Annotated in this window: 13 protein-coding genes and 1 pseudogene; 9 read left to right on the forward strand and 5 right to left on the reverse strand. The window is 64.1% G+C overall.

Annotated elements, in window-relative coordinates; all coding sequences use genetic code 11:
- Nucleotides 1-207 precede the first annotated feature (207 nt).
- From QM806_RS40490 to QM806_RS40525, 8 genes are all read left to right on the forward strand, one after another.
- Nucleotides 208-876, forward strand: a complete 669-nt coding sequence (locus tag QM806_RS40490; protein WP_120661468.1) for a TetR/AcrR family transcriptional regulator — start codon at nucleotides 208-210, stop codon at nucleotides 874-876.
- Nucleotides 877-1,282: 406 nt separating this feature from the next.
- Nucleotides 1,283-1,570 (forward strand): hypothetical protein, encoded by a 288-nt coding sequence (locus QM806_RS40495; RefSeq protein ID WP_283295003.1) that lies wholly within the window; start codon nucleotides 1,283-1,285, stop codon nucleotides 1,568-1,570.
- 825 nt (nucleotides 1,571-2,395) lie between these two features.
- Nucleotides 2,396-3,157, forward strand: a complete 762-nt coding sequence (locus QM806_RS40500) for an alpha/beta fold hydrolase (protein ID WP_120660969.1) — start codon at nucleotides 2,396-2,398, stop codon at nucleotides 3,155-3,157.
- Between the two features lie 137 nt (nucleotides 3,158-3,294).
- Nucleotides 3,295-4,281, forward strand: coding sequence for an MDR family oxidoreductase (locus tag QM806_RS40505; RefSeq protein ID WP_120660970.1), 987 nt, complete (start codon nucleotides 3,295-3,297; stop codon nucleotides 4,279-4,281).
- Between the two features lie 412 nt (nucleotides 4,282-4,693).
- Entirely contained in the window at nucleotides 4,694-4,873 is a 180-nt protein-coding gene (locus QM806_RS40510) for a hypothetical protein (protein WP_120660971.1), read from the forward strand.
- 171 nt (nucleotides 4,874-5,044) lie between these two features.
- A complete protein-coding gene (locus tag QM806_RS40515; RefSeq protein WP_120660972.1) occupies nucleotides 5,045-5,944 on the forward strand; it encodes an alpha/beta hydrolase in 900 nt (299 codons plus the stop codon).
- A 70-nt stretch (nucleotides 5,945-6,014) separates the two neighbouring features.
- Nucleotides 6,015-6,455, forward strand: a complete 441-nt coding sequence (locus QM806_RS40520; RefSeq protein ID WP_120660973.1) for a tautomerase family protein — start codon at nucleotides 6,015-6,017, stop codon at nucleotides 6,453-6,455.
- A gap of 139 nt (nucleotides 6,456-6,594) precedes the next feature.
- The gene (locus tag QM806_RS40525) at nucleotides 6,595-7,407 is read left to right on the forward strand and encodes an enoyl-CoA hydratase-related protein (RefSeq protein WP_120660974.1); all 813 of its coding nucleotides are present in this window, start codon (nucleotides 6,595-6,597) and stop codon (nucleotides 7,405-7,407) included.
- 1,045 nt (nucleotides 7,408-8,452) lie between these two features.
- On the opposite strand, the gene QM806_RS41515 is transcribed toward QM806_RS40525, so the two are convergent.
- Nucleotides 8,453-8,614, reverse strand: coding sequence for a hypothetical protein (locus QM806_RS41515; RefSeq protein ID WP_310794461.1), 162 nt, complete (start codon nucleotides 8,612-8,614; stop codon nucleotides 8,453-8,455).
- A gap of 632 nt (nucleotides 8,615-9,246) precedes the next feature.
- Here QM806_RS41515 and QM806_RS40535 point away from each other — a divergent pair.
- Nucleotides 9,247-9,531: a hypothetical protein gene (locus QM806_RS40535; RefSeq protein WP_037206360.1), complete on the forward strand. Its 285-nt coding sequence runs from the start codon at nucleotides 9,247-9,249 to the stop codon at nucleotides 9,529-9,531.
- Nucleotides 9,532-9,686: 155 nt separating this feature from the next.
- Here QM806_RS40535 and QM806_RS40540 read toward each other — a convergent pair whose 3' ends face one another.
- The 4 genes and pseudogenes from QM806_RS40540 to QM806_RS40555 form a co-directional block, all read right to left on the reverse strand.
- Complete coding sequence (locus QM806_RS40540) at nucleotides 9,687-10,139, reverse strand: MaoC family dehydratase (RefSeq protein WP_120660975.1); 453 nt, start codon at nucleotides 10,137-10,139, stop codon at nucleotides 9,687-9,689.
- Nucleotides 10,140-10,182: 43 nt separating this feature from the next.
- Nucleotides 10,183-10,472, reverse strand: a pseudogene (locus QM806_RS40545) (SDR family NAD(P)-dependent oxidoreductase); the annotation flags it as partial.
- Nucleotides 10,473-10,493: 21 nt separating this feature from the next.
- Nucleotides 10,494-11,405 carry an MBL fold metallo-hydrolase gene (locus QM806_RS40550; protein WP_133984114.1) on the reverse strand — a complete coding sequence of 304 codons (912 nt, stop codon included), beginning with the start codon at nucleotides 11,403-11,405 and terminating at the stop codon, nucleotides 10,494-10,496.
- Between the two features lie 191 nt (nucleotides 11,406-11,596).
- Nucleotides 11,597-13,549 carry an acetoacetate--CoA ligase gene (locus QM806_RS40555; RefSeq protein ID WP_283295004.1) on the reverse strand — a complete coding sequence of 651 codons (1,953 nt, stop codon included), beginning with the start codon at nucleotides 13,547-13,549 and terminating at the stop codon, nucleotides 11,597-11,599.
- Between the last annotated feature and the right edge of the window lie 21 nt (nucleotides 13,550-13,570).

Consider the following 13,570-nt stretch of genomic DNA (forward strand, 5'->3'; position numbering starts at 1 on the left):
CATGGCGCGACCGATCGGCGAACGGGCGATGGAAACGATGACAGCCTCGGGCATGAGGAACTCCTACCGATTGATGTGGGAGGGACGGCCGTCGATGCAGACCTGCAGCCCTCGATCCTAAGCAAATGCTTATTTTCTATGCGCTTGCATATACTGGCGGTGTCGGAGGAGACCTGTCAACCCCCGCAAACCGAGAGGCACAGTGCGATGGACGCACCGATACCCACCGTTGTCACGGGGCGGAGTACCTCGAAAGCCGCTGCGCGGATACGCGCCGCGGCCATCGAGGTGTTCGCCGTCAAGGGGTACGGCGCCACCACTACCCGGGAGATCGCCGCCAGCCTCGACATGAGCCCGGGGGCGGTCTATCCGCATTACAAAACCAAGGAGTCGTTGCTGTTCGCCATCAGTCTGGAAGGCCACCGGGCCGCGTTGGAGGTCGTGAGGCAGGCGGATGCGGATACCGATTCAGCGACTGCCAGGTTGGGTTTCACCGTCGCCGCGTATGTAAGGTGGCACGCTGAGAATCATGCTCTCGCGAGAGTCGTGCAATATGAACTGAGATCACTCACGCCTGAACATTTCAAAGAGGTTGTCGACGTCAGACGTGCAACCTCCGGTGTATTCGCTAATATCATCGGCGCCGGCGAGTTGAGCGGTGAATTTCATGCAATCGACAAAGACGCTGCGGTTCTCGCGATTACTTCGCTTGGCGTGGATGTCAGCCGTTGGTTTCCCTCCAACACGCACCCTGATGCGAGCATGCTTGCTCAGCGTTACGCAGAGCTGTCCTTCCGCATTGTGGGCGCAACTGCCTGGGGGGAAAATCGAAATGTAGCGTGTTGCGATGGTTGCCGAAATGGGAAAAGCACCTGAAACGATGCGCATTTGCAATTAGCAATCCGACTCCAGGAATACGCTTGTTGACTATCGACCGTCCGTCTAAGACGTTACGGTCTCATCTTAGGGCAGGCGAAGAATTGGGCCAAGCATCTAAGAATGCCGAGCAAGATGCCATGTTCTAGCGGACTTCCGTCAACACCCGATTCGCTCGGTGGCATTAAGGTATTGCATTCTCTGCACGCCATGGAAAAACATACCATCGCAGTGGTCGAGGGTTTCGCTATCGGCATCGGCGCCACGATGTTAATGCACTGTGATCTAGTATTCGCTGGACGCTCAGCAACCTTCCCATGCCATTTGTCAAATTGGGTCTCAGTCCAGAGAGTGCCTCTACCTTCACGCTACTTCGTATCGCAGGCGACAAACTAGCATCGAAGCATTGCTTCTTGCCGAATACTTCGATTCTTATAAAGCGATGCAAGCCGGACTGATCAACGACGCGGCGGGGACGCCGACCAGAGGAGAGCCGCCGGACTCGCAGAAGAAGAAGAAGAAGAAGAAGCCGCCCGCATGCGCGCCGACCTCGACCAAGCCCGGCACCCGGCAGATGCGGTCACCGGCAAGGGGCAGCCATCCCAAGGCACCCAAGGGCCGAAGCAGACATGGCAAATCTACGGAGCCATCCGTGATTGCCGAGTTGCACGCTCGACGGGCGTTCTCGGAATGAGCAGCAGTACTGGGTACATCTCCGCACGACAAATCTCATCGAATCTACCTTTGCGAGAGTGCGTTTGCGGACCAGGGGGCCGGGGGCGTGGGCGGTCGAAATCACCCCGGAACTGTCAAACCGGACACCCGAAGACCGAAGTCGCCTGACGACTCCCGATCCACAGGATTTGACGATTCCTCCAGGGCCCGACCTTCTCGTTCAGACAATTCGGCCAGTCCCGCTCGTGATAGAACGTGGCGGATCTGTACATCCACACGGCGCCCCCGTCCCTTCGAGTCTATGCTCCAGAACTTTACCTTCTAGTGAACCGCAACAGTTTACGGAAGGACACTCGATGCCTTGTGAGCTTGTCGGATTCTGCCCTGACGACATGGCCTTGCCGGGGTGGTTCTATCCAGCGGCGAGCGCGCTGTTTCGCGGCGTCCGGGCCGTGGCTCCCGGCGTGTCCGCCGTCGTCGCAGACGTGCACCTAGACGACCAGGCTGGAACCCGTTCCCGCGCAACGGCTGAATGTCACCGCAGTTGCAGCCCGCGCGATCGATTGCCGCGGCAGGACATCGCCCCATTGTCCGAGGTCCAGACCACAGCCACGCGGTCACGCATGTCACCGGGCGCAACAACGTGGATGCCGCCCGTGGTCGGCGTCTGGGTCTCCAAGCCACGGCGTCGGCAGATGAGACGGGCGGGGGATATCTCGCTCGACCTCGAATGGGTCGCATCCGTCTCCAGGCCTCGAGCGCCGGCTACCCCCCGGTCGTCATAGAACAAGCCCTTCCTTGCGGCGCAATCACCCACACACCCGACAGCAAACGGAGAAGTGTCATGACAATCGTCCTGGTCCACGGAAATCCAGAAACCGACGTCATTTGGCGACCCATGCTCCGAGAGCTGGGACACGATGATGTCATCTGCCTCTCTCCCCCCGGGTACGGGGCGCCCGTACCGGACCGGTTCGGTGCCAGCTGGATCGAATACCGTGACTGGTTGATCAGCGAGCTGGAAGCGATCGGCCATCCAGTGCACCTCGTGGGACACGACTGGGGTGGAGTCCACGTCATGAATACGGCGATGAGCCGGCCAGACCTATTGCTATCCTGGACCATCGACGTCATGGGCGGGTTCGACCCCGAATATGTCTGGCACGACTTGGCGCAGGAATGGCGCACCATCGACAGCGGCGAGGCAGCCACCAAGGCGTTCCTCGGCGAGACGGTTGAAGACCGAATCCAGACCAACCTGTCCTTGGGGATCCCGGAACAGACTGCCAAGGAGCTGGCGGTAGGGCAGGACCAGACCATGATGCGATGCCTTCTCGCCCTCTACCGGTCGGCACCCGAACCGATCCTGAAGCACATGGCAGCGCACCTCGCAGACGCGTCGGCAGTGCCGGGCCTCGTTGTCATCGCCACCGAAGACAACTTCGTCGGAAACGTCGAGATGCGGCGTCGCGCGGCTGTGCGCACGGGCGCAACGGTGGTCGAACTTCCTCTGCAGCACTGGTGGATGCTCCAGGATCCGAAGCTCGCAGCCAAGACACTCACGAACTTCTGGAGCTCTGTACCGGTGGCCGACGCGCACGTATAGGCACCAAACGGCGACACCCGTCCGCCACGTCGTTGCCTTCGGTCAGCGATCGCTTTGCAATCCACATGACGCGAGCGCTTCGGAGCCACCGCCCGACTCGGACGCGTTAGTTCCACAATCCACGGAAAGGCACCACGATGCGTGCACTGCAGATAACGAAGGACGAAGCCGGACAACGCGCCGAGCTGACGCAGATCCCCGACAACGAACTCGGCGAAGGAGATGTCACCATCGCCATCGAGTACTCGACAGTGAACTTCAAGGATGGCCTCGGCATCACTGGTGCCGCTCCTGTCATTGAGCGGTTCCCGATCGTCGCCGGCATCGACCTGGCGGGCACCGTCGAGGAAGCAACTGCCGAATCGGGGTTCGTCGCCGGCGACAAGGTCACCGTCAACGGATGGGGGCTCGCCGTGCACCACAACGGGGGGCTCGCGACGCGGGCCCGAGTGCCCGCAGGCTGGGTGACGAGGCTTCCGGGGCGATTCACGACCTGGGATGCGATGGCAATCGGGACGGCCGGCTACACCGCTGCGCTCTCCGTCCTGGCGCTTCGACGTCATGACGTGCTTCCAGCCAACGGCCCGGTGATCGTGACAGGGGCCGCAGGAGGCGTGGGGTCAGTTGCCATTGCGCTGCTCTCGACCCTTGGCTACGAGGTTCACGCGTCGACCGGGCGCCGGTCCGAAGACTCCTACCTCCTTGACTTGGGGGCGTCCACCGTGATTGATCGGGCTGACCTGTCCAGCCCCGCCAAAGGCTTGCTCGGCGCCGAACGGTGGGCCGGCGCGGTCGACACCGTAGGTAGCCACACCCTGGTGAACGTTCTTCGCCAGATTCACTACGGAGGTGCTGTTGCCAACTGCGGACTGGCGCAAGGATTCGACCTACCGGGCTCAGTCATTCCTTTCATCCAACGAAGCGTGACGCTAATCGGGATCGACTCTGTCCACGCCCCGACGCGCAGCCGCACTCACGCCTGGGACCTACTCGCTGAGCATCTGGACGCTGGCCTCTTGAAGGAGATGACCACCACCGTTCCCCTGGACCAGGCGGTCGCAGTGGCCAAGCGCGTCCTCGACGGAGCGGTACGCGGGCGCACCGTAGTCGACGTCAAGGCCTGACGCATCACACGTGGCCTGACGGATGTTGGCCGGCCTTGCTCGGCCGGTCAACAATCCGTCGGGTCATCGCGGCCGGTCGTTCGAAGCATCAGCTCGCGCGGGGTCCGGATCGGTACGTCTAAGAAGGGAGCCGGCGTTGGCCTCGGGACGTCGCCGAGATATAAACGGCCAGCGGTGCAGCGGTCGTTCGCGCCACAGGTGCGGCAACTCCTGGCAGCATGCCGGAGATGCCTGCCACGGTGGTCGCTGAGTGGGTCGGTCGCCGTGGTTTCGGGACGATGCGTCGCAGCAGCAGTTCGGCGAGATCCCGCGTCGAACGCCTGACCCTTACCCAAGATCAGCCCCGGTCTATTCGACCGACTCGATGCCGATCGGCCATCGATGCTGCCCTGCCGCCAGTCACAGGCGGTCGGTGAGTCAACCGGTCCGGCTGGGACGCCGCTACCACCTCCAAGTCGGCAGCGGCAGCTGCTCCGTCGACCCGACGGTGATCAGCCGCTTCGTCGACCCGACGGTGATCAGCCGCTTCGTCGACGTGATCGCAAATATATCCCCGCACCGAAGCTCGTCACTCACGTTGCTGCGGCGTTAGATGCTGCGCGAGCACTGCAAAGCGAGCCCGACGTCGATGGTTTCGTCGCCGAGCGAACGGCAGACCGCGGATGGCGGACGTGTACTCGGAGTGGGCGCAAGCGTCCCTTCAATGGTGTGTCCCACGTCACTACCTTCTTCAACAAGCGTACGGATGTCGGAAGGATCTTTAATGCCACGTGAGGATATTGAATTCTCAGCGGACAATGTCACTTTGCGCGGATGGTTCTATCCCGCAGAAGGGGCCGATTCCAAGGGCCCACTGGTGGTGATGGTGCATGGTCTGTCCGCCGTCAAGGAGATGTATCTCGACGACTACGCCGAGTTGTTTTCCCGAGCGGGACTGAATGTTCTGGTGTACGACCACCGAAACTTCGGCGCGAGCGACGGCGCTCCGCGCCAGCACATCGATTCGATGACCCAGGCCCGCGACCTTCGGCACGCCATCACGTATGCGACTGGCCGCGAGGACGTCGACCCCGGCCGTGTCGGCATCTGGGGATCCAGCCATGGCGGCGGCCTCGTGCTGAGCGTGGCCGCGGTCGATCGTCGGGTGCGAGCCGTTGTCGCTCAGGTCCCCTTCATCAGCGGTTCCGGCCAGATGACGCGGCTGGTTCGTCCCGACTTCCTGCCAACGGTGCGCGCCCAGCTGGACGGCGAACGACGCAACCTCTACCACGGCGGGGAGCCCACGCTGATGCCGGCCGTGGACGCCGATCCGCTGGCTCCCGCGCTGATGTCCAGCGCCGAATCCTGGGAGTTCTTCACCAAAACCGCGCAGGACAGGGCTCCGACCTGGCGCAACGAGGTGACCCTCGGTTCGCTCGAGCGGATCGTCGAGTTCGAGCCGGGCGATGGAATCCACCGGATCTCACCGACCCCACTACTGATGATCGTGGCTGACCAAGACATCAGTGCGTACGCAGAACTTGCCTTCGAGGCCTACGAACGGGCCCTGCAGCCCAAGCAGTTGCTCGTGCTGCCTTGTGGTCACTTCGATGTCTACACGGGTGCCGCATTCGAGGCGTCGTCTAAGGCTGCGTGCGAACACTTTCTACGCGTCCTGGCGTAGAAACCCACACCGAAGCAATCGCTGACGCGGCACAAGTCCCGCCGCACCAATCCAATGAGGAGGAACCGTCATGCCGTACTGGGAGATTTTTGCCCCCGAGAACGCCTTCACCCCCGAGGACAGAGAGCAGTTGTCCGAAGCAATCACATCAATCTACGTCAGCCTGGTTGACGTGCCTAAGTTCTATGTAGTCGTGCTGTTCAAGGACATGCCAGACAACAGCATGTACGTCGGCGGTAAGGCGAACGACAACTTCGTTCGGATTCGAGTCGATCACATCGCCCGGAACGGCGGCACCGCGGAGGAACGCGCGGGGTTCATGAGCATCATCGAGGCCAAGCTTGCACCCTTCGTCAAGGACCGCGGCCACGACTGGGAGATCCACATCGACGAGACGCCCTTGGATCTCTGGCGCACGCAGGGCCTCATTCCGCCACCGGCATTTTCCGACATGGAGAAGCTCTGGGCCAAGGAGAACCGGCCCGTCCCGTACGAGCTCTCCGCATCGTGATCGACGATCCCGGGGCACGCCGGCTGTGTGCCCTGGGACCTTGTCAGACCGGGGTCTCCTACCGCCGGTCGCACCGATGGGCGCAACACCGCGAACTACTCGCAGATCACCGAACCACCACGAGGAGAGGATCACAGACATGACCGAGACGACAGCTCCGCCCGGGACCGACGTCGTCCTCACGCAGCGGCGGGGAGGTGTCTTGATCCTCACGCTGAATCGTCCCGACCGGTTCAATGCCTGGAATGAGGCGTTGGAGAAGCGCTACTTCGCGCTGCTCGACGAAGCTGAGTCGGATCCGGAGGTGCGTGCGGTCGTGGTGACCGGAGCCGGTCGCGGGTTTTGTGCCGGTGCTGACATGGACGACCTGGAGGGGCTCGTGGAGAGCGGTGACTTCGGTGCGATGGTGCGGCGTGATCCCCCGCGCCACCGACCGCTGCTGTTCGGCAAGCCGCTTGTCGCTGCGATCAACGGCGCAGCCGCCGGCCTTGGCCTCATCGAGGCGTTGTACTGCGACGTTCGGTTCGCCACCCCGAAGGCAAAGTTCACCGCCGCCTTCTCCCGCCTCGGCCTCATCGGCGAGTACGGCGTCGCCTGGTTGTTGCCGCGCCTGGTGGGCCGAAGTCGCGCCCTGGACATCCTGCTCTCATCCCGGGTGATCCTCGGCGAAGAGGCTCTTCAGCTGGGGCTGGTCGACCGGATCGTCGCGCCCGAGATGCTGCTCGACGCGGCGGTCGCCTACGCCGAGGAGCTGGCCGACAACTGCTCTCCGGCCGCGATGCGGACGATCAAGCGGCAACTGCTCCAGGCCAACGACAGCACGTTCGCGGAGGCCATCGAGGAGGGCGACCAACTGATGCTCGAGGCGCTCAACGCCCCAGACTTCAGAGAGGGGCTTGACAGCTATCTCGAGGGTCGGCCACCAACTTTCTCCGGCCTCGCCATCTCCTGACTGTGGATCCATGGTGGGCATCCCAGGTCTGGGGATGCCCACCATGGATCCGCGCTGGTAGGGAAGTGGCCGCGCTGGTAGGGAAGTGGGCTGTTCACCGGCGACCGTTCTTCAGCGAAGGCGTGCGGCCTCCTCGTATTCTCGGTGTTCGCACCGGCCTGCACATTGCGGAAGGCCCGGCCGCGCGCTCGATGCGGTCCACCCCGGTCTCGTTCGCTGACCAAGTGCCCCCGCCAAACACTTGCGGCGGCCGTAGCGGAAGTCCTTCACGAGTCGCTCGCTCTTCTCGACGCCGGGGCGTAGCCGATGATTCAGCTCGCCGAACGCGAGAGCTACCAGGAAGGTCTGGCCTTCCGTGCGCGAGGCCGCCCGTGCGCCGAGACGGCACGTCGCGATCCATGACGGCGACTTCTGCCTGGCGGACAGGGTCGAGTGCGTCACTACCAGGCCGGAATGAGAGCGCAAGGTTGCCTGGCCTGCCCATCGGTGCTCCCGTGCGGCCGCCTGATGACGTAACTCGTTGCGCGCCAACGCACTCTTGTGCACCTCGTCGGGGTCCGCTCGGCGAGCCGCAGCGTGCGGATCTGCACGTAGGCGCTGGAGCGGAAAATCCCGTGACAGGCCCGCGGCGCCGTGCACATGGATCGCCTTTGTCCAGGATCCACTGCACCGTGCTTGGGGCGGCGATCCTGATCGCCTGGATCTCCGTGTGGGTTGCCGTGTTTGCCGCCGGTGTCCATGAGCAGCAGCCGTAGCTACTCGATGCGGACGCGCGACTCCGCTATCCACTGCCGCACGACCCCCTGCACTGTGACCTGCTTTCCCGAACGCCACACGGAATCGGCGCGTTCACACATGAGCTCATCGCGCGCCCGGCCACACCGATCGAGCGCATGCAGTGGTGATCCGGCCGGGACCCAGTCGGGCCTGCGCAATGGCGGAACCCCGGCCATCGTCCCCGATCAGGTTGCTCGTGGGCACGCCGACGTCGTGGAACTCCAGCTCGGCGTGCCCGCCGTGCTCATTGTGTCGCACCTAAACGCAGTCATGCCGCGCTTAATCTCCAGGCCGGGGTGTCGCGCGGCACCAGGATCTTCGACTGCTGCCGGTGCCGATCCTCGCCGGGGTCGGTCTTTCCCAAGACGATGAGGATCCGGGCGTTGTGGTTCATCGCTGCGGTGATCCACCACTTGCGACCGTTCGCCACGTACTCGTCGCCGTCGCGCTCGATCAGCGTGGGACGTTGGTGGCGCCGGAGGAAGCGACGTCCGGCGCCGTCAGGCGAACGCCGATCGGATCTCCGCGTCGGCGCCGAACATCGCCGGCACCTCCGTATTGCCCGTGTCTGGTGCGGCGCAGCTGAGCGCAGCTGAGCGCTGGTGGCGCGAGTGGATCGACCGCTCGGTGAACTCGGCAAGTGACGCATACTGCAGGTTGGACAGGCCCGCGCCGTGCTAGGCGGGGAGGAAAAGATTCCACAGACCGCGTCAAAGGTGAACTCCATCAGCACCGCCCTTGATTGACACGAGGCCGGTATCGAGGAGCGTAGGGACGACCTCGTCCAACCGCTCGAAACACGACACACGGTCTGGCCGCGCAGTACGTGCAAGTCCCGGTCCGGTATGCCCTCGAGGATTACCGTTAGTTTGAAGGCCGCGAGTCCCACGTAGAAGCCGAAGTCGGAGAAGTCCCGGAAGCTGCGGTCGGCGTACCGCGCCAGCAACTCGTCCTCGGTGAAGAAGCCGGGCGCGGTAAATGCGTCGGCGAGGACGTCGCCGCCAGTGCACCGAGCCAGCAGTAGAGCACGAGCAGCGCGACGTCGGTCAGCAGGTCGCGAGCGTGGCCATCTCCCAGTCGATGACCGCGAACCAGCTGGTCGCGGTCGTCCGTGAGCACGTTGTCGGAGCCTGTAGTCGCCGTGCACGATGCCCGCCGCCGACGGCACCGGCGGTGACATGGCAAGTCGGTCGGGAGCGGCTCCTGCGCCGCGGACAGGTCGCGGCCAATCGACGCGTCGAACTACTTCTTCTAACGCCGGATCTGGCCTCCGAGGAAGCCCTCGCGGCGACCGAAGTCGGTGAGGCCCACACCGCGGCCGGGTCGACGCCGTCGATGACTTCGTAGGTGAGGTTCCACTTGGCTCCAGCGACTAGGGTCGCGGAAAGCTCGGCGTCCCTGGCCGACTGGACGCCCTCGGCGAATCAGTCACCGAAACGGGCGAGGTCGAGACCGGGCGGTGCCGTTTCCGCCCAGGGAGCAGACTGTTCCCTATTCCCCGATCACGCGACCAGGACGCTCAGCGTCTCGGCGACGCAGACCGGCTTGTCGCCGCCCTCTCGCTCGACCGTCACGCGGGTGGTCAACTGGTGTCCCGCCGGCGTCTCGAGGATCTTGACGAGCTCCACGCCCGCGCGAAGCCGGGACCCAACGGGCACGGCGGAGGGGAACCGAACCTTGTTGGTGCCGTAGTTCACGCCCATCCGTAGCCCCTCCACCGTGTAGACCTGCCAGACCAGCATGGGAACGAGCGACAAGGTCAGGTAGCCGTGGGCGATGGTCGTCCCGAACGGACCTCCCTTCGCCCGCTCCGGGTCGACGTGGATCCACTGGTGGTCGCCCGTGGCCTCGGCGAACCGGGCGATCTGCTCTTGAGTGACGGTATGCCAGTCAGAGAAGCCGACATGGGTGCCGACCGACTTCTCCAGCTGCTCGATGCCGTGAAAGACCTTCACTGCGTACTCCTCGCGTGTTTCGGGGTTGACCGTCGGCCCAGCTCTGTGGACCGCCGGCGACGTACAGGACTTGGCCGGAAGTGAACGCGGCACCCTCGCTGACGAAGAAGGACACGGCCGGGGGCGACCGCGTTCACGGACACCCCGAATCTGCCGAGCTCGATGGCGAGCGTCTTCGTGAACCCTGCAGGCCGCCTTCGCCGCCGCGTAGTTCGCCTGGACGCGATAGGCGAGCGCCGAGGTGCTCGACAGGTTGACGATCCGGCCCCATCAAGTGTTCGTCATGTGTCCCTGTACCTCGCGAGACATCAGGAACGAGCCACGCAGGTGTACGCCTGGCCCCGCGTGATGGAGTCACGGTTCGATGTCTGCCGCGGTCGTACCTGACTCGCGGAACTGGATCGCACTCATGGCCGAGAACTGCAGGGTCCAGAGATTTCCGTGGCGGGGGTACTTCGCCGACATGATGCGGACCAAGTCCTCCGCATCGGCCGCAACATCGTAGGCAGCCGCGAAGTCCTCGATGTAGGCACGTGTTTCGGCGATCATGGCATCGACGGCGTGGTCGTCGCCGTCAGGCCTGCGGTGGCCGGCGACGATCACCTTGGGTGCCAGCTTCTCCACCAGGTCCACGGTCTCGAGCCAGTCTTGCCATTCCTTGGGCGTCGACAGGCCGAGCATTGGGTGGATCTCGTTGTAGATGGAGTCACCGGCAACGACGACATCGATCTCCGGAACGTGCACGATTGTCGTGGGATGGATGTCGGCCTGCTTCACCTCGACGATGTTGAGAGGCGAGCCGTCAACATAGAGCGTCCGGTCGTTGATCGGCTCAGGGAGCGCCTCTCCCACCACGCAGGCGTCACCGAACATCATCGCCCACTGCTGTCGTTGTACTTCCATGGATTCCTTCATGGCCTCGACCACGTGGGGCAGCGCAACACACTTCGCGTCCGGGAACCGCTCCTTGAGGGGACCGATACCCAAGTAGTGATCGGCGTGGGCGTGCGTCACGTAGATCGTCGTGAGTGTCTTCCCGGTACGCTCGATCAGGTCGCCCAGGTCCCGGACATCATCCCTGAGATACTGCGCATCGACGAGCACAGCTTCGGTCGGACCGGTGATCAACGTCGCAGTGGTCGGCGAGAACGTCCCGCGGGGAATTTCAGGCCAGTCGCCCGCGGGGATCTTGGGCCAGCGACCGACGTACACGGTCGCTCGGATCGGCGGGGCGGCTGCGGCGGGCGGGCGGATGTCGGTATCCATGAAGTACCTCCAGAATGGGAGTGATTGGTCAGTGGCAGCGGGGTGGGTCTCCGACCCACCGCAGTTAGATCAACGGTATGAGCGCGCCGTTTCCGGGACATAGGTTGGCCACGCCGGACACCGGTACACAGCCGCCACGATTCGCTCGGCGTGACGAACCGGCGCCATGGCCAGTAGGTCGTCTCCCTTGGTCATGCGCCATGCACCGGTGAGTTCGCAGCACGGGTGGCTGCGTAGCGGGCGAAGGTTTCCAGAAGGGACGGGTCGTCGATCGATCGTGCTTCGGCGACCGCGGCGACGTCGTTTCCTTGCAGGATGCGCTTGACCGGGACTTCGAGCTTCTTGCCCGTTCGGGTGTGCGGGATCGCCCTGACGACGATCACGTCGTCTGGCACGACTCGGGGCGAGACCGCCTCGCGGATCCGCCCGACAATGCGCTCGCGAAGCGCGTCATCGAGCTCGGCGTGATCGGACAGTGCGACGAACAGCGGCATCCAGTACTCACCGTTCTGCTGCTCCGCCCCGATGACGAGAGCTTCCTCTACCTCCGCAAGTTCTTCGACGACGCGATAGATGTCGGCGGTACCGAACCGGATCCCGTTACGGTTCAGCGTGGAATCAGACCGTCCGTGGACGATCACGGTGTTTCGTTCGGTGATGGTGACCCAGTCACCATGCCGCCAGACCCCGGGGTAGCTCTCGAAATAGGTCTCTCGGTAGCGGGCCCCGTCGCGGTCGTTCCAGAATCTGGTCGGCATGGACGGCATCGGTTGTGTCACCACCAACTCGCCCACGGCATCGCGCAGGCTTCGGCCGTCGGCGTCCCACGAGTCAAGGGCCACGCCCAGGTATGGGGCCGAGATCTCGCCTGCCCGCACCGGCAGGATCGGCACGAAGCCCGCGAACCCGCTGGCGACATCGGTCCCCCCTGTCACCGAGGCGAGCGGCACATCGCGGCCGACGTGATCGGCAATCCAGAAGTGCAACTCGGGAGGTACCACGGATCCGGTGGCCCCGAGGGTCCTCAGTCGACGCAGATCGTGGTCGGTGCCGGGCGACCGGCCCGCTCGGGCGCAGGCCTGGAGGTAAGCCGGGCTCGTGCCCAGCACGGTGACCTCGTGCCGGGCTGCGAGCGCCCACAGCGCGTCGTCGGTCGGGTACGACGGACTTCCGTCGTAGCAGACGATCGTCGCGCCGACGAGGAGGCCGCTCACGAGGGAGTTCCAGACCATCCAGCTCGGCGAGGTGTACCACAGGTACGTGTCGGAAGTCCCTAGGTCGAGATGGAGGGCCAGGGCTTTGAGGTGCTCGAGCACGACTCCACCGTGGCCGTGAACAAACCCCTTCGGCTTCCCGGTCGTACCCGAGGAGAACAGCACCCAGAGGGGGTGGTCGAACCGCACGTGCGCGGGAGTCATGGCCAGCCCACCCCCTGTGACTGCCTCCACCCAGGGCGTGGTGCCTGCGGGAACACTCGTACCAGAGTGAAGTCGATCGACGACGAGCACCTCACGCAGCGTCGGCATCCCGGCCTGCAGGGCTGGCAGGGCCGCGAGGCGGTCGACCTCGCGTCCGCCGAAGCGGTAGCCGTCGGCCGTGACGAGGACCACCGGTGCGAGCTGTCCGAGGCGGTCGACAACCGCCTCGGGTTGATAGTCCTGTCCGCAGCACGACCAGGTCGCTCCAACGCTCGCGGTGGCGAGGAAGGCGATGACCGCCTCGGCAACGTTGGGGAGGTATCCGACCACACAGTCACCCTCTCCCACGCCCCGGTCGCGCAGCCAGCTCGAAAGCGCGGACACCTGGCGGGCGAGTTCGGTCCAGGAAACCGTCCGCGGCCCGGGCCCGCCAGGTTCGGAATCGTCGATGATCGCTGGGCGGGATGACTTGGCGTGGCTCAGCACCGTGTCGACATAATTTAGCCGCGAGCCGGGAAACCATTGGGCAAGGGGCATCTCCCGTGTTGCCAGCACCGGGCCAACACCGGTCGTGCGCACTCCGAAGTAGTCCTTCATGGACGCCCAGAACTCCTCCAGGCTGGTCACTGACCATTCCCACAAGGATTGGTAGGAGGTGGCCTCGAATCGGCCGGTCGCCTGGAGCCAGTCGAGGTTACGTCCACGATGATGGTGTACGAGCCGGATCTCGTACCAATGACCGGCGTG

The organism is Rhodococcus sp. IEGM 1351, from assembly GCF_030056875.1.
Lineage (GTDB): Bacteria > Actinomycetota > Actinomycetes > Mycobacteriales > Mycobacteriaceae > Rhodococcus_F > Rhodococcus_F opacus.

Bases quoted from the DNA above. Each gene is read 5' to 3' on its own strand.
- QM806_RS40490 (WP_120661468.1), top strand. From the start codon at position 208: ATGGACGCACCGATACCCACCGTTGTCACGGGGCGGAGTACCTCGAAA.
- QM806_RS40500 (WP_120660969.1), top strand. From the start codon at position 2,396: ATGACAATCGTCCTGGTCCACGGAAATCCAGAAACCGACGTCATTTGG.
- QM806_RS40505 (WP_120660970.1), top strand. From the start codon at position 3,295: ATGCGTGCACTGCAGATAACGAAGGACGAAGCCGGACAACGCGCCGAG.
- QM806_RS40515 (WP_120660972.1), top strand. From the start codon at position 5,045: ATGCCACGTGAGGATATTGAATTCTCAGCGGACAATGTCACTTTGCGC.
- QM806_RS40520 (WP_120660973.1), top strand. From the start codon at position 6,015: ATGCCGTACTGGGAGATTTTTGCCCCCGAGAACGCCTTCACCCCCGAG.
- QM806_RS40525 (WP_120660974.1), top strand. From the start codon at position 6,595: ATGACCGAGACGACAGCTCCGCCCGGGACCGACGTCGTCCTCACGCAG.
- QM806_RS40550 (WP_133984114.1), bottom strand. From the start codon at position 11,405: ATGGATACCGACATCCGCCCGCCCGCCGCAGCCGCCCCGCCGATCCGA.